We start from the raw sequence: 19,657 nt of genomic DNA, 5'->3' as shown, positions 1-19,657 counted from the left end.
GGGCTCAGCCGGCCGCGGCGGCGTCCGGCGCAGCCGACTCGGACTTGACGGGCCACAGCTGGTCGAGCAGCTGCCGGACCCATGCGATCAGATCGGCGTCCGACACCCGCTCGCCCCCGGCCGTGGGCAGCGGCACCACGACGGCCTCCCCGCCCGAGAGCATCTTCGCCTTGGGGTAGAGCCGCTGCAGGCGCACCCGCATCGAGTCGGGCAGGTTCGCGGGCGCGATGCGCAGGTTCGGCCCCATCGCCACGACGTCGGCGAGACCCGCCTGCGCGGCGCGATGCCGCAGCCGCGCGACGGCGAGGAGTCCCTCGACCTCGGCCGGCGGCTCGCCGTAGCGATCGGTGAGCTCGTCGACGACGAGGTCGAGTGCGTCGGCCTTCGCCGATGCGGATGCGGCGGCCGAGAGCTTCTGGTAGGCCTCGAGCCGCAGTCGTTCGCTGTCGATGTAGGACTCGGGGATCCGCGCCTGCACGGGCAGCTCGAGCCGCAGCTCGGTGGGGCCCTCGGTCTCTTCGCCGCGGAACGTCGCGACCGCCTCGCCGATCATGCGCAGGTACAGGTCGAACCCGACACCGGCGATGTGCCCGGCCTGCTCGGCGCCCAGCAGATTGCCAGCCCCGCGCAGCTCGAGGTCCTTCAGGGCCACCTGCATCCCCGAGCCGAGATCGTTGTTCACGGCGATGGTCTCGAGGCGGTCGGCGGCGGTCTCGCTGAGCGGCTTCTGCTCGTCGTACAGGAAGTACGCGTACGCGCGCTGGCGCGCCCGCCCCACGCGGCCGCGCAACTGGTGCAGCTGCGAAAGCCCGTACTTGTCGGCACGATCGATCATGATCGTGTTCGCGTTGGAGATGTCCAGGCCCGTCTCGACGATCGTGGTGCACACCAACACATCGAACCGGCGCTCCCAGAACGCGTCGACGACCTCTTCGAGCGCGTGCTCGCCCATCTGCCCGTGCGCGACCGCGATGCGCGCTTCCGGCACCAGCTCGGCGAGCTCCGACGCCACACGCTGAATCGACTGCACGCGGTTGTGGACGTAGAAGACCTGCCCCTCGCGCAGCAGCTCACGGCGTATCGCGGCGGCGATCTGCTTGTCGTTGCGGGGCCCGACGTAAGACAGGATCGGATGCCGGTCCTCGGGCGGCGTCTGCAGCGTCGACATCTCGCGGATGCCGGTCACCGCCATCTCGAGCGTGCGCGGGATGGGCGTCGCGCTCATCGCGAGGATGTCGACGTTGGTCTTGAGCTTCTTCAGCTGGTCCTTGTGCTCGACGCCGAAGCGCTGCTCCTCGTCGATGATCATGAGGCCGAGGTCTTTGAACAGCACCTTCTCGGTGAGGATCCGGTGGGTGCCGATGACCATGTCGACGGTGCCGTCGGTGAGCCCCGCCAGGATCTCGCGCGCCTGCTTGTCGGTCTGGAAGCGCGAGAGGGCCTTGACCTTCACCGGAAAGCCGGCGAACCGCTCGGTGAACGTCTCGAGGTGCTGCTTGACCAGCAGCGTCGTCGGCACGAGCATGGCGACCTGTTTGCCGTCCTGGATCGCCTTGAAGGCGGCGCGCACGGCGACCTCGGTCTTGCCGAACCCGACGTCGCCCGACAGCAGCCGGTCCATCGGAATCGGCTTCTCCATGTCGGCCTTGATCTCGTCGATCGTCTGCAGCTGATCGGGGGTCTCGGCGAACGGGAACGCCTCTTCGAGCTCACGCTGCCAGGGGGTGTCGGGGCCGAAGGCGTGCCCCTTCGCAGCCATGCGGGCCGAGTAGAGCTTCACCAGCTCGACCGCGATGTCGCGCACCGCGCGACGCGCCTTGCTCTTGGCCTGGGCCCAGTCGCTGCCGCCCATCTTCGACAGCGACGGCGCCTCACCGCCGACGTACCGCGAGAGCAGGTCGAGCTGGTCGGTCGGCACGTACAGCTTGTCGCCCGGGTAGCCGCGCTTGGACGGCGCGTACTCGAGGACGAGGTATTCACGCACGCTCTTGACCGCGTTGCGGCCGCCGCTGGAGACCTCGCGCTGCGTCAGCTCGACGAATCTGCCGATCCCATGGGTCGCGTGCACCACGAGATCGCCGGCCTTGAGCTGCAGCGGATCGACGACGGCCTTGCGGCGCGACGCGAGCTTCTTGACCACACGCTGGTCCCCGCCGATGGTGCGGCCGTAGAACTCCGACTCCGTGAGTACGGCGAGCTTGGCGTCGGGCGCCTCGAAGCCCCGCTCGAGCACCGAGACCACGACGTGGGCGACGCCCCGCTCGGGCGGCTCGATCACGTCGTCCACGCGGCGTGCGGCGATCCCCCGCTCGGCCAGCACATCGCGCGCGCGCTCGACGAGGCCGGTTCCGGATGCCGCCACCACGACGCGCCAGCCGTCGGCCAGCAGCGCGCCCACGTGCTCGGTGGCCCCATCGACGTTGCCGTGGAACGCCGGCACGGCGGTGCCCGGCACGCGGATGGTCGCCGCGTCCTGGAGGGCGACATCGACGTCTTCCTCATAGCCCGGTTCCCGAGCCTGTCGAAGGGCGGCGGCGGCATCCGCCTCACCCGAGTCGAAGGCGCTCAGCGTCCACCAGACACCGCCGCGCTCACGCGTCGCCTCGCGCAGGCGCGGCAGCGTCAGGAAATCACCGGCGCCGAGGTCGACGGGCGTCGAGGCCCCGGCTGTCGCGGCACTCCATGCCGCGTCGAGGAACTCACGGTTGGTGTCGCCGAGCGTGAGCGCCCTCGTGACAGCGCGCTCGGGGTCGGCCAGCGCGACCGCTGTGCTCTCGGGAAGGTAGTCCACGAGCGTCACGAGCCGGTCGACCACGGCGGGCAGGAGCGACTCCATGCCCTCGACCGGGATGCCCTCGGCCATCTTCTCGAGCATGCCCGAGAGCCCGGGAAAGTCGTCCCTCAGCTGGCGGGCCCGTCCGCGGACGGCATCCGTCAGCAGCAGCTCGCGACTGGCCAGCAGCGTCACCTCGGGCACGTCACCGGGCAGAGAGCGCTGATCGGCCACCGAGAACGCGCGGATCTGGTCGACCTCGTCGCCGAAGAACTCGATCCGGTAAGGATGCGCGGCCGTGGGCGGGAAAACATCGAGGATGCCGCCGCGCAACGCGAACTCGCCGCGCCGCGAGACCATGTCGACGCGGTGATAGGCAAGCTCGACCAGTCGGGTCGCGACCTCGCCGAGGTCGTGGCCGCGACCCCCGGCGGCCAGCTCGACCGGCGCAACGTCGGTCAGGCCCGCGGCGAGCGGCTGGATCGCGCCGCGCACCGAGGCGGTGACGATCAGCGGGGTCGACGCGTCCCATCGCGCGATCCTGGTCAGGACCTCGAGCCGCGTGCCGACCGTCTCGGCGCTGGGGCTCAGGCGTTCATGGGGCAGGGTCTCCCATGCCGGGAAGTGCAGCACCTCGGCGCCGGGCAGCAGGGCGCCCAGCGCCGGCCCCAGCGACTCGGCCCGGCGCCCCGTGGGCGCGACCAGCAGGACGACCGGCGGCTTGCCCGCCGCGCGACGTCGCTCGACCAGAGCGGCCAGGAGCGGCGCCCCGAGCCCCTCGACGAGGGAGAAGTCGGCGTCGACGGATGCCGCGGCAACCGCGTCCCGGAATGGTTCAGCCTGCTCGAGGGCGCGCACGATCCCGGGAACTGTCACCGCACGAGTCTACGTCGCACGACGGACACCGGCGCCCGTGGCCCCGGCGGGCGGCGGGCGCGACTCCTAGGATGAGACGCGTGAGCGATCCCGCCGAGCACGCACCCCGCACCGCGCCGTCGAGTACGGACCCGCACGACGGCCCGGATGCCGCACCGCATGGCGGCTGGGCACCGCCGGCCGCGCCCCCTTTCGGGGTACCCGCCGCCGCGCACCCCGACGGCAGGTCCAGCACCGCGCGGTTCGCTCCCCCGCCCGGCTACGCGGCGCCCGCCGGGTATCCGTCGCCATCCGGGTACTCACCGGCACCCGGGTATCCCGGTGCCGGCGGGCCGTACGCCACATCTGCTCCCCCGCGCCGCAGCCGCACGCTCGGCATGATCGCGCTCGTCCTCGCGCTCCTGGCCGCCGTGGGTGCGAGCCTGTTCGCGGCGCTCGCGTCGTTCAACGTCGGGCTGGGTACCGGGCGCCAGATCGCCATGGGCGCGCTCGGCGCCGACTTCGACTGGTCGATCCTCACTCCCGTTCGGGATTGGGTGCTGATGGGTGAGATCGCGTTCTGGGCGGGCACTGTCATGGGCGTGTGGGCGCTGGTCCAGGGGATTGTGGCGATTGCCACGCACCGAGGGCGGGGGCCCGGAATCGCCGCCGTCGTGATCGCGGCCGTCGGACCCGCGATCTTCGGTGCCGTCGTGCAGGGATTCCTCACCGCCGGCTTCGCGGCCGGGAGCGGCATCGCCGGCTGAGGCGTCAGACGCGCGGGGCGTGGTGTTTCTGCTGCGCGGCCAGAAGGCCCTCGTCGACGAGCTGCTCGACCGCGTCGGCGGCGTCGCCGACGAGGATCGGCAGGTTCTTGCGCTCGGCCGGGCCGAACGGGTCGAGCACCCAGTCGGCGGGGTCCTGCCGCCCGACCGGACGGCCGATGCCGACCCGGACACGTGCGAAGTCGCCCGAGTCGAGTGCCTTCGCGACATCGCGGACCCCGTTGTGACCGCCGTGCCCGCCGCCCGTCTTGAGCTTGATGGTGTCGAAGGGGATGTCGAGTTCGTCGTGCACGAGCACGACGTTCTCGGGCTCGACCCCGTAGAACTTGACAAGGCCGGCCACCGGACCGCCCGAGACGTTCATGAACGTGTTGGGCTTGGCGAGCACGAGCTTCGTCCCGCCGGGGCGCAGCCACGTCTCGACCACACGGGCGTTCGCCTTGTGCGCGCGGAACGACTCACTGCGCCGCGCGGCCAGCTCGTCGACCACGAGCTGTCCGACGTTGTGGCGGGTCGCCGCGTAGCGAGGCCCCGGATTGCCCAGTCCCACGATCAGCCAGACGTGTGCCATGTATCCATCCTGCCCGACCCGGACCACCACGATCGGTCGTGAGAAGACGAACGAGGGGGTGCGGCATCCGCACCCCCTCGCCGTACGCGCTGCGTCGGTTACTCGCCTGCGTCGCCGGTCTCTGGGGTCTGCTCGGCCTGTCCGGCGGCGACTTCGGCATCGGCCTGGGCGATCTCGTCCTCGGCGGCCAGCGCGGCGGCCGGAACCGAGATCGCGACGATCAGCACCTCGGGGTCGGCGACCAGCGTCGCACCCTTGGGCAGCTTGAGGTCGGCCGCGGTGATGTGCGTGCCGTCCTCGAGGCCCTCGACGTCCACCTCGACGTTCTGCGGGATGTGCGTAGCCTCCACCTCGAGCGTGATCGTCTGTGCGTCGAGATTCACGATCGTGCCGGGCGCGGGCTCGCCCACGACGTTGACGGGGATCTCGACCTGGACCTTCTCGCCCTTCTTCACGACGAGGAGGTCGATGTGCTCGATGACCTGGTGCACCGGGTCCTTCTGCACGTCCTTCACGAGCGTCAGCTGGTGGGTGCCGTTGACGTCGAGCTCGAGCACCGCGTTGGCACGGCGGATGAGGAGTGCCGTCTGGTGACCGGGCAGTGCGACGTGCACGGGCTCGGTGCCGTGACCGTAGATCACGGCGGGGATCTTGCCGGCGGCACGGAGGCGGCGGGCGAAGCCCTTGCCGAAGTTCTCGCGAAGCTCGGCGTGGACCTTGGTGTCGGGTTCGGTCGACATGGGTTCTCCTTGCGGGCACGAGGCCCGGATGAATCGGCCTGCGGTGGCAGGCCCGGGATTGTGGGATCTGTTTCGACTCGAACGCACACGCGTGAGGAAAGCCAGTGGCCTGCATCACCGCGTCGATCACGGATGTCGCAACCCGCCATGCTCGACAGGCGCGAGGCATCCCTCGCCGAAGTTCGACCCCGAGTCTACCAGCGCCCCCGCTACCATGGAGAACGCCCCGGATTCACGACCGCCGGGCGACGGAGGAACCCATGGAATACGGCTTCTGGTCTCACGCCCTGCTCTGGCTGATCGGTGCGATGGCAGCCATCGGGGGCCTCGGCGTGGTGCTGTCGTTCTGGGGTCTCGGGCGCCAGGCCTACCGCAAGGACTGAGCGGCCGTTCTCGCCCCGGCTAGTCCCGCCGCCGGGTCTCCAGCGCCCGCACGATCTCAGTGACGACGTCATGCGGGGCGCGGTCGTTCTCGACCACCACGCCCGGCTCGTCCTCGCCGAGGTGCTCCAGCGCCTGCAGCTGCGAGGCGAGCAGTGCGGGCGGCATGAAATGCTGACGCGTGCGCATGCGCCTGGCCAGTTCGTCTGCCGAGACGCGCAGCTCCACGAAGACGGCGTCGGGCGCACCCTGGAGGATGCGGTCGCGGTACCGGCGCGCGAGGGCCGAGCACGCCACGACCGCACCGCCGGGTGCTGATACCAGTGCTTGTGCGACGATGTCGAGCCACGGCATCCGGTCGGCATCGTCCAGCGGCGTGCCTTCCGCCATCTTCGCGAGGTTCTCCGCCGGATGCAGGTCGTCGGCGTCGATGAAGGCCAGCTCGAGCCTCTCGGCGAGCACCGCCCCCACCACGGACTTGCCCGAGCCACTCGGGCCCATCGCCACGATGCGTCGTGCGGTCGATGTCTGCAGTCCCTCGCTCACGCGGCCACGTTAGCGGACGTGCCTCACAACACCCCCGCACCGCGCGTGAGCACCTCGCCACGCGGTGTAACACGGATGGGCCAGACTCTAGGCTGGATGTGACCCCGACCCCAGGAGCATGTGTGTCTTCGAACGATCCTTCGCGCAGCGGCGACCAGGCCCAGACCAGCATCTCGACCGATCAGGACCAGGCTCCTGACGAGGCGACGACCGCGCATGAGGCCACGCCGGCGCCGGAGGATGTAGGGCGCCCGACGCCGGAGCCGGAGGGTCCGGATGCCGTGGTCGCCGCGACGGCGAACATCGGCGTGGTGGGGCTGGCGGTGATGGGATCGAACCTCGCCCGCAACCTCGCCAGCCGTGAGGGCAACACCGTCGCGGTGTTCAACCGCAGCCGCTCGAAGACCGACGAGCTGGTCCAGGCCCACCCCGAGGCCGACTTCGTGTCGACGTTCTCGTACGAGGAGTTCGCGGCATCGCTGACCGCTCCGCGCACCGCGGTGATCATGGTCAAGGCCGGTACGGCCACCGATGCCGTGATCGACGCACTCGTGCACGTGTTCGAGCCGGGCGACATCATCGTCGACGGCGGCAACGCGCTGTTCACCGACACCATCCGCCGTGAGAAGGCGGTGCGCGAGACCGGCATCAACTTCGTCGGCATGGGCGTCTCGGGCGGCGAGGAGGGCGCACTGCTGGGCCCGTCGCTGATGCCCGGAGGTTCGGACGAGTCGTGGCGCACGCTGGGACCGATCCTGCGCTCGATCGCCGCGGTCGCCGAGGGCGAGCCGTGCGTGACCCACGTCGGCCATGACGGCGCAGGGCATTTCGTGAAGATGGTGCACAACGGCATCGAATACGCCGACATGCAGCTGATCGCCGAGGCGTACGACCTCATCCGCCGCGGCACCGGCAAGACCCCCGCCGAGATCGCCGAGGTCTTCGCGGAGTGGAACCGCGGCGAGCTGGAGTCGTACCTGATCGAGATCACCGCCGAAGTGCTGCGACAGGTTGACGCGGCCACCGGCAAGCCGCTCGTGGACGTGATCGTCGACCAGGCCGGCGCGAAGGGCACCGGCGCGTGGACCGTGCAGACCGCACTGTCGCTGGGTGTGCCGGTCTCGGGCATCGCCGAGGCCACCTTCGCCCGCTCGCTGTCGAGCCACCCCGAGCAGCGCGAGGTCTCTCGCGCCCTGCCCGGAGCGGAAGAGGAACTCGAGGTCGAAGACGTCGACGCGTTCATCGAAGACGTGCGCCTGGCCCTGTACGCATCGAAGATCGTCGCCTACAGCCAGGGTTTCGACGAGATCCGCGCCGGCGCCGCCGAGTACGGCTGGAACATCGATCTCGGTGCGATCGCCAAAATCTGGCGCGGCGGCTGCATCATCCGGGCGCAGTTCCTCAACCGCATCACCGAGGCGTATGCCGAAGCCCCCGACCTCGCGGTGCTGCTGACCGCCCCGTACTTCGTCGACGCCCTCGGCCGCGCCCAGGAGGCGTGGCGCCGCATCGTGTCGACGTCGGCGACCGCCGGCATCCCGGCCCCCGCGTTCTCGTCGTCGCTGGCCTACTACGACGGTCTGCGCGCCGAGCGCCTCCCCGCCGCGCTCATCCAGGGCCAGCGAGACTTCTTCGGCGCCCACACCTACAAGCGCATCGACAAAGAGGGCACCTTCCACACACTGTGGTCGGGCGACCGCACCGAGATCGAGGCCGAAGACACCCACTGACCCGCCCGTGCGGCGCCGATCGCACCGGGCTTGACGGTATCGGACTGCACCGAAGGCCGGGCCTCCGCAAGGGGCCCGGCCTTCGGCGTGCGCGGCTCAGGCCGGCGCGATGTTGTGGTTTCGGCGGAACACGTTGTGCGGATCCCACTCGCGTTTGACGGCAGCCAGACGCGCGAGCGCCTCGGCGCGGTACATGCGCTGCACCCACGACGCCTCGGTCGAGGTCGTGAAGTTGCCGTAGACACCGGCGCCGAGTGCCTCGATCGCGTCCCACGCGGCCAGCGCGCCAGCACGGCCCGCGTCATCGAGCATGCCGGGCACGTCGAACGCGCCCGCCATCGCGAACCAGGTTGCATCCCGCGCGGGGAAGGGGGTGTCTTCCTGCGCGACGTCTGCGTACGCCCCGCCGAGAGAGCGCAGGAATGCCACGGACGCCGGATTCTGCTCACGGAAGGCGACGATGCGCTCGATCGCGTCGTCACCGAGTTCGCGCAGCAGTGTGTTGCCGCCGACGAATCCGGGCATGGGGTGGTCCGGGTCGAACTCGGGCGTCTCCAGCAGGATGTCGGGATACGACTGCACGCCGAACTCGCGCTCAGCCAGGCCAGGCGTCTCGAAGAGCGGGGCGAGGGCGCGCCGTGCCGCGTCTTCGTCGTCGCCGATCCACACCGCGGTGATGGTCGCGCCTGCGGGCGCATTCGGGTCCATGGCGGGGACGTCCATGTACGTCACCGTGAGATCACGGGGCGCGTCGGCCATGACGTCACGCAGGGCGCGGAGCACCGGACGTGCGTCACCCTCGACACCCAGCACCGCCACGACGACCCGCTCCAGGGGGTGCGCCTCGAAGTCGAACCGCGTCACGACACCGAAGTTGCCGCCGCCGCCGCGCAGCGCCCACATCAGGTCCGGGTGCGAGGAATCCGTCGCCTCCACGACCTCGCCCTCCGCCGTGACGACCTGCGCGCCGACCAGTTGATCGGCGGCGAGGCCCCACGCGCGGACCATCCATCCGATGCCGCCGCCGAGCGTGAGGCCGCCGACGCCGACCGACGCGGTGTCGCCGGAACTGATACCGAGGCCGTGCTCGGACAACGTGTGCGCCACGGCGCCCCACTGCGCGCCGCCGCCGACGCGCACGCGCGTGCCCTCGACCGAGATGTCGTCGAGGGCTGAGATGTCGATGGTCAGGCCTCCGGCCACGGTGCCCCACGCGCTGTGCCCGCCGCTGCGGACCAGGACGTCGAGCCGTTCGGCGGCGGCGTAGCGGACGGCGCCGCGCACGTCGTCGACGGTGCTGGCGCGGATGATGAGGGCAGGTTCTCCGATACCGGAGTGGAAACGGCGGGCGGACTCCCAGTCGGAGTCGCCCGGGCGGATGACGGTACCGCCGATGGCGGTGGTGAGCTCGTCGATGGTCATGATCGCAAACATAGAGCGCACCACCGACACGCGGTACCGTGTTCGCCCTCAGCGAGCCAGAGGCGTCGGCGCCCCTCCCGCGTCATCGCGCGCTGTCGGGCGGTCCGCGTAGGCTCGGCGCTGTGACCAGCATCCTGTACATCGGCGGAACCGGGACCATCAGTGCGGCGTGCGTCCGGCGGTCCGTCGCACGCGGCCATGCGGTCACCGTGCTCAATCGAGGAACGGCCCGGCGCCCGCTTCCGGACGAGGTCGAGGTCGTCGAGGCCGATGTGCGCGACAGCGGTGCGGTACAGGAAGCGCTCGGGGGCCGGGAGTTCGACGTCGTCGCCGAGTTCCTCGCTTTCACCCCGGATCACGTCGCCGCCGACCTCGAGCTGTTCGAGGGACGCACGGGTCAGTACGTCTTCATCAGCTCCGCGTCGGCGTACGAGAAGCCGCCGCGCCGCGTGCCGGTGACCGAGTCCACACCGCTTCGCAACCCGTTCTGGCAGTACTCGCGCGACAAGATCGCGTGCGAGGACCTGCTGGTCGCCGCTCACCGCGAGCGCGCGCTGCCCGTCACCATCGTGCGCCCTTCGCACACGTACGACGAGCGACTGCTGCCGACACTCGGCGGCTGGACCGACATCGCACGCATGCGCGAGGGACGCCCCGTCATCGTGCACGGCGACGGCACCACCCAGTGGACGATCACGCACAGCGACGACTTCGCTGTCGCCTTCACAGGGCTGCTGGGCAACCCCGCCGCCATCGGCGACGCGTTCACGATCACGGGCACCCATGCGCCGACCTGGAACCAGATCTACGGCTGGCTGGCCGAGGCGGCGGGCGTCGCCGAGCCCGACCTCGTACACGTCGCCTCCGACACGATCGCGGCTTTCGCGCCAGACCTCGGTCCCACGCTCGTCGGCGACAAGGCCCACTCGATGGTGTTCGACACGTCGAAGGTCACGGCGCTGGTGCCCGAGTTCCGCACCACGATCACCTTCGACGAGGGAGCCCGGCGCATCCTGGCCCACTACGACGCTCATCCCGAGCAGCAGCGGGTGAACGCGGAGCGCGACGCGCTGTTCGATCGCATCGCCGCCCACGCCAGCACCGCCGGCTGAGGATCGGGGGCGGCATCGGTCGTCGTCGACCCCCCGCGAGTCCCCGTCGTCCGCCATTCACAGCGCCCGCATAGGCGGCTCCATAGGAACCACATAGATAGCGGGCCATGATGGACGCATGACCTCCCCCGCGCCTGCGCTTCACCGCCCCGACGGCTCCGCTCTTCGCGTCCTGGTGGTCGACGACGAGCAGATGCTCACCGATCTGCTGTCGATGGCGCTCCGCATGGAGGGCTGGGAGGTGCGATCGGCCGGTTCGGGGTTCGAGGCGCTGCAGGCGGCGCGCGAGTTCGCGCCCGACGCGATGGTGCTCGACATCATGATGCCCGACCTCGACGGCATGGCGGTGCTGCAGCGACTGCGTCAGTCCGGCGATGACGTGCCGGTGCTCTTCCTCACCGCGAAGGACGCCGTGGGCGACCGCGTCGCGGGCCTCACCGCCGGTGGCGACGACTACGTCACGAAGCCGTTCAGCCTCGAGGAGGTGGTCGCTCGCCTGCGCGGCCTGATGCGTCGCGCCGGCACGGCCCATGCCGCAGGGGCCGAGCCGATCCTGCGCGTGGGAGAACTCACCCTCAACGAGGACAGCCACGAAGTCGAACGTGCCGGCGACGAGATCGAGCTGACCGCGACCGAGTTCGAGCTGCTGCGTTATCTCATGCGCAATCAGCGCCGCGTGGTCTCGAAGGCGCAGATCCTCGACCGCGTGTGGAACTACGACTTCGGCGGACGCTCCAGCGTCGTCGAGCTGTACATCTCGTACTTGCGCAAGAAGATCGATGCGGGGCGCGAGCCGCTCATCCATACCGTGCGCGGCGTCGGGTACATGATCAAGGCTCCGCAATGACGGACGGCTCGCGCGAGCCGCACCACGGCACCCAGCTGGTGACGGATGCCCCGGAGGCGGCGACCGCCCAGGTTGCGACCCCACCGGAGCCGAGCGCGCAACGGCCGCGACACGCGCCGTGGACACTGCAGCGGAAGCTGATCGTCACGGTGGTGTCGATCACGTCGTTCATCCTCGTGCTGGTGGGCGTCGCCACGAGCGCGATCCTCGGCGCCGTCGTCGAGGACGGGCTCACGAGCGAACTGCGCGAGCAGACCCAGAGCACCGCCAGCCACGCCCGAACATACCTGATCGCCGGGATGTCGGCGGAGGACATCCTCGCCAAGCAGCCGATGCGGCCCGGCACCCTGCTCGTCGTCCAGACGCTCCCCGCCGCGGCCACCGCGGCCTACGTGGGTGAGGACGGCTCGATCGTCGCCCTCACCGACGAGCAGCTCGCGCAGCTCGTCGCGACCGTGCCGCGCGAGGGTCCGCTCATCGTCACGATCGACGAGGTCGGCACGTTCCGTGTGGACGGCGAGTGGATCGGCGAGTCGTTCATCGTCGTCGGGCTGTCGCGCGACAAGGTCGCCAACACGATCGCGCAGATGCTCACCGCCATCGGACTGCTCACGGCAGGAGGACTCGTCCTGCTCGCCACGGCGACGGCCTGGACGATCCGCGCGGGACTCGCGCCGCTGCGCGCCGTGGCCGACACGGCAGCACGCGTCTCCACGCAGCGACTGGATCAAGGCGAAGTCTCCATCGCGGAGCGCGTCCCGGCCGCCCAGGCCGATCCCCGGACGGAGGTCGGGCGCGTGGGCGAGGCGCTGAACTCGCTCCTGGACCACGTCGATGAATCGCTCACGGTCCGCCAGCGCAACGAGGAGCGCATGCGGGCGTTCGTCGCCGACGCGAGTCACGAGCTGCGCACGCCGCTGGCATCCATCCGCGGATACTCCGAGTTGTCGCTGCGCGCGCTGGGCCGCGACCACGCGCCCGCGACGATCGAGAACACCCAGACGTCGCTCGAGCGCATCCAGGCGCAGTCGCTGCGCATGACCTCTCTCGTCGAAGACCTGCTGCTGCTGGCACGCCTGGACGAGGGGCAGGAGCTCGTCTTCGGAACCGTCGACCTGACCCGGCTCGTGATCGACGCGGTCGGAGATGCCCGCCCGACCGGCCCTCGCCACAGGTGGGTGCTCGACGTGGGCGACGAGCCGGTGCTGGTCGCCGGCGACGCAGGCCGGCTGCACCAGGTCGCGGCCAATCTGCTGGCGAACGCGCGCACGCATACTCCGGAGGGGACGACGGTCACGGTGAGTGTCGCCCGTGAGGGGGCGAAAGCGGTGCTGCGCGTGCACGACGACGGCCCCGGCATCGACCCGGCGATCACGGACGAGCTGTTCGAGCGCTTCTCGCGCGCCGACAGGTCCCGCGCGCGTCAGACCGGCGGCACGGGGCTCGGCCTGTCGATCGCGCGCGCGATCGTCGATGCCCACCGCGGCACCCTCACTGTGACCAGCTCGCCCGGCGACACGCTGTTCGAGGTGCGCCTGCCCGCTCGGCCGTCCGACCCGGCGGCCTGAGGCATCTCGGGTCAGTAGCCGCTGAAGGCGTCGGTCGTGATGGAACGGGCGCGCTCGAGCGCGGGTGCCAGGTCGGCGATGAGCGCCGCCGGCCCCGAGATGTACGCGTGGCGTGCCCCGATGTCGGGCACCACGCGCAACAGGCCGTCCGCGTCCAGCCGCACGCCGCGCGCCCACTGCCAGTGCGGGGGGAGGTCGGCGGGGCTGTCGCGCGAGAAGACCACGACGTGGACCCCGGATGCCTCGATCTCATCGCGGTACGCCAACTCGGCGGCACCCGACACGACGTAGACGAGCACGACGTCGCGTTCCTGGCCCGTGAGACGGGTGTGACGCAGTTGCGAGACGAACGGCGTCACCCCGATCCCCGCCGCGACCATCAGGATCGGCGCGGAGTCGCGCTTGGGCAGCAGGAAGTCGCCCCACACCCCCGTGATCGCCAGTCCGTCGCCTTCACCGACCTCGGCGAGCGCCTTCTTGTACGAGCTCAGCGGCTTCGAACTCGACCCGTCTTTGAAGGCGACCTTGAGCTGCGGCAGGTCCCCCGGTGCCGAGGCGATGCTGAACTCCCGTCGTGTCCCGCGGGCGTCGGGATGCCGGTGCGGAACCTCCAGCTCGAGGTACTGTCCCGGCACGAACGACAGCCGGTCGTGCACGCGGAAGGTCAGCTCGCGCACCGTGGGGGTCGGCGCGGCGCGTGACACGAGCGTCAGCCGGACCGCGGTGCGCACCGCGAACGCGAAGGCGACGAGGTTGCCGATGAGCAGTGCCCGCTCCTGGCCGAGCGTGATGTCGCCGACGGGGATCGGCCAGCCTGCGAGCACGCCGACCACGGCCGCCACGGCGAACTGCTGCCACCGGCGCGGTGGCAGGGTGAGCGGCTCGGAGAGCATGAACGCCCCGAGGAACAGGAACGGCGAGGACCACAGGAGCGGCGAGACGATGTCGAGCACCTCGACCTCGACTCCCGCCGCCTGGTACTGCGCAGCCGTGCGCAGCACCGCGACGGCGACGGCGATCACGACGAAGCCGGTCACCACCCGCAGCTTCTCGGTGCGCACCAGCACGAGGATCCCCAGGACGATCACCGGTGCGGCCATCGCCGGCGTACCGACCCACCAGGACGATGAGCCCAGTGCCGGCCACGGCACGCTCAGCAGGGTCAGCACGGTCGCACCGACCGCCGCCGGGTTGAAGATGTGGCGGCCGCGCCAGGCGAGGACGTACTTCGACAGCGACGCGGCGAGGGCCGCGATCGCCACGCCGGCAAGACCTCCGAGCTCCAGCGTGGGACGCAGCACGAACAGCAGGATGTGCGCGGTGATCAGCGACGACTCGATGCGCCAGGGCAGCCCCAGCACGCGCTGCATCGCCGCATCCACCCCGACGCAGACCGCCGACAGCACGGCCAGCGTCACCACGAGCTCGAGCGGCGCCGGGCCCACGAGTCCGAAGAACGACAGCAGCAGCGCGATCACGGCGAGCGCGGCCAGTGCGAGATAGGCCAGGCGGTACATCGACACACGACCGAGGACGGCGAAGACCCGGTTCCAGGCAGAGGTCAGCGTTCCGAGCATGTCACACCGCCCGCAGCGGCTCGAGGGCGAGGAAATCGGTCACTGTGCAACGGTATCCCTTCGCACGAACAGGTCGGCTCCGCATCCGGGAGACCATTCCAGCCGGCCGTCGGTCGTCATGCGCACCCACTCCACCTTCCACTCATGGGCGAGCCGAGGGCCGCCGTCGAAGAACAGCGCGGTCGCGATCGCGTCCGCTGTCATGGCGTCGCCGGCGACAGCCCACGTGGCGGCGATCGTGCGCACGGGCTCCCCTGTGCGCGCGTCGAGCACATGGTGCAGCCCGGCGCCCGTCGACGCCGGCCACGCACGCCGGTTCGTCGCCGACGCGCAGAGCGCGGCATCCGTCACCTCCCACAGCCCGATCGCACGCCGGGAGTCGAACGGATGCTCCAGCCCGATGCGCTGCGGCGCCCCGCGCACGGCCAGGTCACCGCCGGCGTCGACGATCACGTCGCCGGTCGCGGCAGCCCCGACCACGGCGAGTACGAGGTCGACCAGACGGCCCTTGCCGAGTGCGCCCACGTCGATCGTCGCCGGCTGATGCAGCTCGAGGACGCCCTCGCGCCACGAGAGCAGCTCACGCCAGTCCGGCGGTGCCGGCACGGCGCCGTTGTCGCGGAACGAGTACGAGGCGTCGTAGCCGCGACTTTCGAGCGAGCCGCCGACGAGCGGATTGACCGCGCCGCCAGTGGCCTCCGACAGCGCGGCGAACGCGTCGAGCATGGGGACCGCGTCAGGCGGCGCGGTGACCGCCCGCGGCCTACGGGCGAGCCCGCGCACCGTGGAGTCGCCGCGGAATCGGGACCATGCGCGGTCGAACGCGTCGATCACCCGCAGCACCTCGGCGCGAGCCGGGCCGGGCAGCTCGAGTGCCGTGACGACCTCCCACCCGGTGCCGATCGCGTCGAATCGCCACACGGCCGGCGCCGCGCCGACACCTCCGCCGGTCACGGCCTCACCGGCCGCCTCACCGGACCGCCTCACTCGGCAGCGTCGGCCTTGATGGTCTCGATCGCCTCGTTGAATCCGCCGCTGGTGAGCGAGGATCCTGCCACGCGGCTGACCTGGATGTCGTCGATGTTCTGCCCCACCACGACCTCGGCGATTCCGCCGATGAACTCGCCCTGATACTGCTCCGACTCGCTGCGCTGCGGCTCGCCGGTGACCTCGACATCCGTGATGACATCGCCCTCGAGGGTCACCGTGACCGAGATGGTCTCGACCGTCTCGGGTGTCGCGTATGTGCCGTCCGCCGTGTACGTGCCGTCCGCGTACGAGCCGGATCCCGTGGCCTCGGACTCGTTCGAGTTCGCTTCCTCCGACGGCTCGTCGGCGGCGCTCTCGGTCGCGGGAGCGCATCCGGCGAGAAGGGCGATTCCCGCGACGGCCGCCAGGGTGGCGCCGGCGCGGACGGGACGGGGGGCGAGGGCGGTGCGGATCATGGATGGTCCTCCTGGCTCGTGACGTCGAGGCCGTGATGCCACGGCCCCGAAAGCATCCTGACAACCAGTCCTATGAAGCACCTCTGAAATGCGACGCCTCGTCGCGCTCAGGCCGCCCCGTCGAACATGCTGGTGACCGAGCCGTCTTCGAAGACTTCGTGGATGGCACGGGCGAGCAGCGGCGCGATCGGCAGGATCGTCAGAGTCGGGAAGCGCTTCTCTTCGGGGATGGGGATGGTGTCGGTCACCACGACCTCGTCGATCGCCTCGCTGCGCAGACGCTGCGGCGCGGGATCGCTGAAGATCGGGTGCGTCGCGGCGACGATGACGCGCACGGCGCCGTTCGCCTTGAGCGCTTCGGCCGCCTTCACGATCGTGCCGCCGGTGTCGATCATGTCGTCCACGAGCAGACACACGCGGCCGTCCACGTCGCCGACGATCTCGTTCACGGTCACCTGATTGGCCACGTTCGGATCGCGGCGCTTGTGGATGATCGCGAGCGGTGCCCCGAGACTGTCCGACCACGTATCGGCCACGCGCACGCGGCCGGTGTCGGGCGAGACGACGGTCAGCAGCTCGCGGTCCTGCGCCGTGAGCGTCTTCTGGAAGTACTCCAGCAGCACCGGCTTGGCGAAGAGGTGATCGACGGGACCGTCGAAGAAGCCCTGGATCTGAGCGGCGTGCAGATCGACGCTCATCACGCGATCGGCGCCGGCGGTCCTGAGCAGGTCGGCGACCAGGCGGGCGCTGATCGGCTCACGCCCGCGACCCTTCTTATCCTGACGCGAGTAGGGATAGTACGGGGCGACGACCGTGATGCGCTTGGCGGACGCGCGTTTGGCGGCATCCAGCATGATGAGCGTCTCCATGAGCCACTCATTGACCGGCGGGCCGAAGCTCTGGATGAGGAAGAAGTCGCAGCCGCGGATCGAGACCTCGAAGCGGGTGAGGATCTCTCCCGACGCGAACGTGCGGTACTCGGTCGGTACGAGCTCGGTGCCGAGATGCTCGGTGACCTCGGCTGCCAAAGCCGGATGCGAACTGCCTCGCGCCACCACGAGGCGCTTCTTCGTCTTGGCGACGAGGCCGGGGGCGATGTCATTCGCCCGGTCGAGCTCAACCGTCTTCTTCTTGCGCCCCATCGTCCGCCTTCTGTGCGGACCGAGCCTTGGCCGCAGCATCCGCCGCGCCGGTTCCCGGTCTGTTCTTCTCGACCCACCCCTCGACGTTGCGCTGAGGAGCGACACTGAGCGCAAGGGCACCCGCGGGCACATCCTTGCGGACGACCGCCCCTGCCCCGGTCTTCGCGCCGTCCCCCAGCCTAATGGGCGCCACGAGCACCGTGTGCGAGCCGGTGTGCACCTCGTCGCCGATCTCGGTGCGGTGCTTGGCGACATCGTCGTAGTTGGCGGTGATGGTTCCGGCGCCGAGGTTCGTGTTGCGCCCCACCTCGGCATCACCGAGGTAGATGAAATGGGGCACCTTGGTGCCGGCACCGACCTTGGCGTTCTTGGTCTCGACGAACGAGCCCATCTTGACGCCGTCGGCGAGCACGGTCCCCGGTCGCAGATGGCTGTAGGGCCCCACGGTGGCGCCGGCGCCGATGACCGCGAGGTTCGCTTCGACGCGGCGCAGCACCGCCCCTTCGCCGACCTCGCAGTCCACGAGGCTCGTGTCGGGCCCGACCACGGCCCCGGTCGCGATCGTCGTGGCCCCGAGGATGTGCGTGTTCGGCAGCACCGTGACATCGGCGGCGAGCACGGCATCCACGTCGATCCAGGTCGTGGCGGGGTCGAGCACCGTCACGCCTTCCAGCTGCCAGCGCCGCACCGTGCGGGCGTTCAGCAGCCGCGCGGCCTCGGCCAGCTGCACCCGGTCGTTCACGCCCAGAGCGGCCGCGGCATCCGGAGCCGGCGACGCCGCCACCGCCAGCTGGGCTGCTCGCAGCAGGCCCACGACGTCGGTGAGGTACTTCTCACCCTGCGCGTTCGCCGTGCCCACGTGCGACAGCTGCGTCCGCAGTTCGGTGGCACGGAACACGTAGACACCCGCGTTGATCTCGGTGACGGATGCCTCTTCGGGCGTGGCGTCCTTCTGCTCGACGATGCGCGCCACCGTTCCGTCGGCGTCGCGGATGACCCGGCCGTATCCGGATGCGTCGTCGACGACGGCACTGAGCACCGTCGCCGCCGCGGCGCTCTCGCGGTGCATGCGGATGAGGGCGGCCAGTGAGCCGTGCTCGAGGAGCGGGACGTCGGCGCTGAGCACGAGCACATCGCCCGCGAAGTCCGGCAGTGCGTCGAGCGCCACCTCGACCGCGCGCCCGGTGCCGGGGATCTCGTCCTGGTCGACCACGACAGCCGTCGGCGCGACGTCGGCGACGGCTTCGGCGACCCGGTCGCGCTCGTGGCGGACGACGACCACGACGCGCTCCGGTCCCAAGGCGGCGGCCGTGTCGAGCACGTGGCCGACGAGAGGCCGCCCGCCGATGCGGTGCAGCACCTTGGGCAGCGAGGATTTCATGCGAGTCCCCTGGCCCGCGGCCAGGACGACGACGGCCAGACGGCTCTCGGGAGTGGTGTCGGTCATGCTCCGCCGCCAGGACTCGAACCTGGACCTAACAGCTCCAAAGGCTGTCGTGCTGCCATTACACTACGGCGGATCGCGGCGTCCGGAGGGCGGATCGCCGCCCGACAAGTCTGCCAGACGGTCCACCGGTCGCTGCGCCCGTGGACGCGCGCGGACCACCCCGTCGTCGCGGAACGTGGCGGCGGGCGCCGGTCGCGATAATGGGGGCATGGCCCAGCAGACCGACGAGGTCGACCGCATCGTCGAGGCGTGGACCGCTCAGCGGCCCGATCTCGATTTCTCGCCCCTCGGCGTGCTCTCGCGCGTCGACCGCCTGTCGCGGCATCTCGACCGCGCGCGGCGCGACGCGTTCCGCCGCAGCGACCTCGAATCCTGGGAGTGGGATGTGCTGTCAGCGCTGCGCCGCGCGGGCGAGCCGTTCCAGCTGAGCCCCAAGCAGCTGCTGCAGCAGACGCTGGTCTCGAGCGGCACGATGACCAACCGCATCGATCGGCTCGTCGCACGGCGGCTCGTGCGACGAGAAGCCGACCCCGACGACGGGCGCAGCATCCTGGTCACCCTCACCGACGACGGCAGGATCCGGGTGGATGCTGCCATCACACGCCTGGTGGATGCCGAGGCCGTCCTGCTCGGCACGCTGTCGCGCGCCGACCGCGACCGGCTGGCGGGTCTGCTGCGCAAGCTCAGCCTCGGCTTCGACGGGTGAGCCGGCGCGG

Annotated in this window: 17 protein-coding genes and 1 tRNA gene; 7 read left to right on the top strand and 11 right to left on the bottom strand. The window is 70.6% G+C overall.

Annotated elements, in window-relative coordinates:
- Positions 1 to 4: 4 nt before the first annotated feature.
- The gene (gene mfd, locus K0817_RS14685; RefSeq protein WP_219982263.1) at positions 5 to 3,649 is read right to left on the bottom strand and encodes a transcription-repair coupling factor; all 3,645 of its coding nucleotides are present in this window, start codon (positions 3,647 to 3,649) and stop codon (positions 5 to 7) included.
- 80 nt (positions 3,650 to 3,729) lie between these two features.
- Between mfd and K0817_RS14680 the strand changes: the two genes are divergently transcribed.
- The gene (locus K0817_RS14680) at positions 3,730 to 4,395 is read left to right on the top strand and encodes a hypothetical protein (RefSeq protein ID WP_219982262.1); all 666 of its coding nucleotides are present in this window, start codon (positions 3,730 to 3,732) and stop codon (positions 4,393 to 4,395) included.
- A gap of 4 nt (positions 4,396 to 4,399) precedes the next feature.
- Here K0817_RS14680 and pth read toward each other — a convergent pair whose 3' ends face one another.
- Both pth and K0817_RS14670 read right to left on the bottom strand, forming a co-directional pair.
- Positions 4,400 to 4,984 (bottom strand): aminoacyl-tRNA hydrolase, encoded by a 585-nt coding sequence (pth, locus tag K0817_RS14675; RefSeq protein ID WP_219982261.1) that lies wholly within the window; start codon positions 4,982 to 4,984, stop codon positions 4,400 to 4,402.
- A gap of 98 nt (positions 4,985 to 5,082) precedes the next feature.
- On the bottom strand, positions 5,083 to 5,724 hold the full coding sequence (locus K0817_RS14670) for a 50S ribosomal protein L25/general stress protein Ctc (RefSeq protein ID WP_219982260.1): 642 nt from the start codon (positions 5,722 to 5,724) through the stop codon (positions 5,083 to 5,085).
- Between the two features lie 260 nt (positions 5,725 to 5,984).
- Here K0817_RS14670 and K0817_RS18590 point away from each other — a divergent pair, with 260 nt between their 5' ends.
- Entirely contained in the window at positions 5,985 to 6,107 is a 123-nt protein-coding gene (locus K0817_RS18590; protein WP_277348799.1) for a hypothetical protein, read from the top strand.
- Between the two features lie 19 nt (positions 6,108 to 6,126).
- Here K0817_RS18590 and K0817_RS14665 read toward each other — a convergent pair whose 3' ends face one another.
- Positions 6,127 to 6,606: a gluconokinase gene (locus K0817_RS14665; protein ID WP_219982367.1), complete on the bottom strand. Its 480-nt coding sequence runs from the start codon at positions 6,604 to 6,606 to the stop codon at positions 6,127 to 6,129.
- Positions 6,607 to 6,932: 326 nt separating this feature from the next.
- Between K0817_RS14665 and gndA the strand changes: the two genes are divergently transcribed.
- On the top strand, positions 6,933 to 8,381 hold the full coding sequence (gene gndA, locus K0817_RS14660) for an NADP-dependent phosphogluconate dehydrogenase (RefSeq protein WP_219982366.1): 1,449 nt from the start codon (positions 6,933 to 6,935) through the stop codon (positions 8,379 to 8,381).
- Positions 8,382 to 8,477: 96 nt separating this feature from the next.
- Here the strand turns inward: gndA and K0817_RS14655 are convergent, their stop codons facing one another.
- Positions 8,478 to 9,803, bottom strand: a complete 1,326-nt coding sequence (locus tag K0817_RS14655) for an FAD-binding oxidoreductase (RefSeq protein ID WP_219982259.1) — start codon at positions 9,801 to 9,803, stop codon at positions 8,478 to 8,480.
- Between the two features lie 122 nt (positions 9,804 to 9,925).
- Between K0817_RS14655 and K0817_RS14650 the strand changes: the two genes are divergently transcribed.
- The 3 genes from K0817_RS14650 (at position 9,926) to K0817_RS14640 (ending at position 13,330) form a co-directional block, all read left to right on the top strand.
- The gene (locus K0817_RS14650) at positions 9,926 to 10,915 is read left to right on the top strand and encodes an SDR family oxidoreductase (protein ID WP_219982258.1); all 990 of its coding nucleotides are present in this window, start codon (positions 9,926 to 9,928) and stop codon (positions 10,913 to 10,915) included.
- A gap of 118 nt (positions 10,916 to 11,033) precedes the next feature.
- Positions 11,034 to 11,762 (top strand): response regulator transcription factor, encoded by a 729-nt coding sequence (locus K0817_RS14645; protein ID WP_219982257.1) that lies wholly within the window; start codon positions 11,034 to 11,036, stop codon positions 11,760 to 11,762.
- Positions 11,759 to 13,330, top strand: a complete 1,572-nt coding sequence (locus tag K0817_RS14640) for a cell wall metabolism sensor histidine kinase WalK (protein ID WP_219982256.1) — start codon at positions 11,759 to 11,761, stop codon at positions 13,328 to 13,330. Before K0817_RS14645 ends, K0817_RS14640 begins: the two co-directional genes overlap by 4 nt.
- Before the next feature lie 11 nt (positions 13,331 to 13,341).
- Here the strand turns inward: K0817_RS14640 and K0817_RS14635 are convergent, their stop codons facing one another.
- The 6 genes from K0817_RS14635 to K0817_RS14610 all read right to left on the bottom strand — a co-directional run bounded on the left by K0817_RS14635 (position 13,342) and on the right by K0817_RS14610 (position 19,014).
- A complete protein-coding gene (locus K0817_RS14635) occupies positions 13,342 to 14,907 on the bottom strand; it encodes an FAD-dependent oxidoreductase (RefSeq protein ID WP_219982255.1) in 1,566 nt (521 codons plus the stop codon).
- A 39-nt stretch (positions 14,908 to 14,946) separates the two neighbouring features.
- Entirely contained in the window at positions 14,947 to 15,861 is a 915-nt protein-coding gene (locus K0817_RS14630) for an FAD:protein FMN transferase (RefSeq protein WP_219982365.1), read from the bottom strand.
- A gap of 29 nt (positions 15,862 to 15,890) precedes the next feature.
- Entirely contained in the window at positions 15,891 to 16,352 is a 462-nt protein-coding gene (locus K0817_RS14625; protein WP_219982254.1) for an FMN-binding protein, read from the bottom strand.
- Positions 16,353 to 16,459: 107 nt separating this feature from the next.
- Complete coding sequence (locus K0817_RS14620) at positions 16,460 to 17,494, bottom strand: ribose-phosphate diphosphokinase (protein ID WP_253735408.1); 1,035 nt, start codon at positions 17,492 to 17,494, stop codon at positions 16,460 to 16,462.
- Positions 17,469 to 18,941 (bottom strand): bifunctional UDP-N-acetylglucosamine diphosphorylase/glucosamine-1-phosphate N-acetyltransferase GlmU, encoded by a 1,473-nt coding sequence (gene glmU, locus K0817_RS14615; protein ID WP_219982253.1) that lies wholly within the window; start codon positions 18,939 to 18,941, stop codon positions 17,469 to 17,471. Before glmU ends, K0817_RS14620 begins: the two co-directional genes overlap by 26 nt.
- A gap of 1 nt (position 18,942) precedes the next feature.
- Positions 18,943 to 19,014, bottom strand: a tRNA-Gln gene (locus K0817_RS14610).
- A 135-nt stretch (positions 19,015 to 19,149) separates the two neighbouring features.
- Between K0817_RS14610 and K0817_RS14605 the strand changes: the two genes are divergently transcribed.
- Entirely contained in the window at positions 19,150 to 19,647 is a 498-nt protein-coding gene (locus K0817_RS14605) for a MarR family winged helix-turn-helix transcriptional regulator (RefSeq protein ID WP_219982252.1), read from the top strand.
- Positions 19,648 to 19,657 lie beyond the last annotated feature (10 nt).

The organism is Microbacterium sp. HD4P20, from assembly GCF_019449275.2.
Lineage (GTDB): Bacteria > Actinomycetota > Actinomycetes > Actinomycetales > Microbacteriaceae > Microbacterium.
Note: the sequence above shows the minus strand (reverse complement) of the source record. Positions and strands in the feature narration are given on the sequence as shown.

Bases quoted from the DNA above. Each gene is read 5' to 3' on its own strand.
- pth (WP_219982261.1), bottom strand. From the start codon at position 4,984: ATGGCACACGTCTGGCTGATCGTGGGACTGGGCAATCCGGGGCCTCGC.
- K0817_RS14670 (WP_219982260.1), bottom strand. From the start codon at position 5,724: ATGTCGACCGAACCCGACACCAAGGTCCACGCCGAGCTTCGCGAGAAC.
- K0817_RS18590 (WP_277348799.1), top strand. From the start codon at position 5,985: ATGGAATACGGCTTCTGGTCTCACGCCCTGCTCTGGCTGATCGGTGCG.
- K0817_RS14665 (WP_219982367.1), bottom strand. From the start codon at position 6,606: ATGGGCCCGAGTGGCTCGGGCAAGTCCGTGGTGGGGGCGGTGCTCGCC.
- K0817_RS14655 (WP_219982259.1), bottom strand. From the start codon at position 9,803: ATGACCATCGACGAGCTCACCACCGCCATCGGCGGTACCGTCATCCGC.
- K0817_RS14645 (WP_219982257.1), top strand. From the start codon at position 11,034: ATGACCTCCCCCGCGCCTGCGCTTCACCGCCCCGACGGCTCCGCTCTT.
- K0817_RS14640 (WP_219982256.1), top strand. From the start codon at position 11,759: ATGACGGACGGCTCGCGCGAGCCGCACCACGGCACCCAGCTGGTGACG.
- K0817_RS14635 (WP_219982255.1), bottom strand. From the start codon at position 14,907: ATGCTCGGAACGCTGACCTCTGCCTGGAACCGGGTCTTCGCCGTCCTC.
- K0817_RS14625 (WP_219982254.1), bottom strand. From the start codon at position 16,352: ATGATCCGCACCGCCCTCGCCCCCCGTCCCGTCCGCGCCGGCGCCACC.
- K0817_RS14620 (WP_253735408.1), bottom strand. From the start codon at position 17,494: ATGGGGCGCAAGAAGAAGACGGTTGAGCTCGACCGGGCGAATGACATC.
- glmU (WP_219982253.1), bottom strand. From the start codon at position 18,941: ATGACCGACACCACTCCCGAGAGCCGTCTGGCCGTCGTCGTCCTGGCC.
- K0817_RS14605 (WP_219982252.1), top strand. From the start codon at position 19,150: ATGGCCCAGCAGACCGACGAGGTCGACCGCATCGTCGAGGCGTGGACC.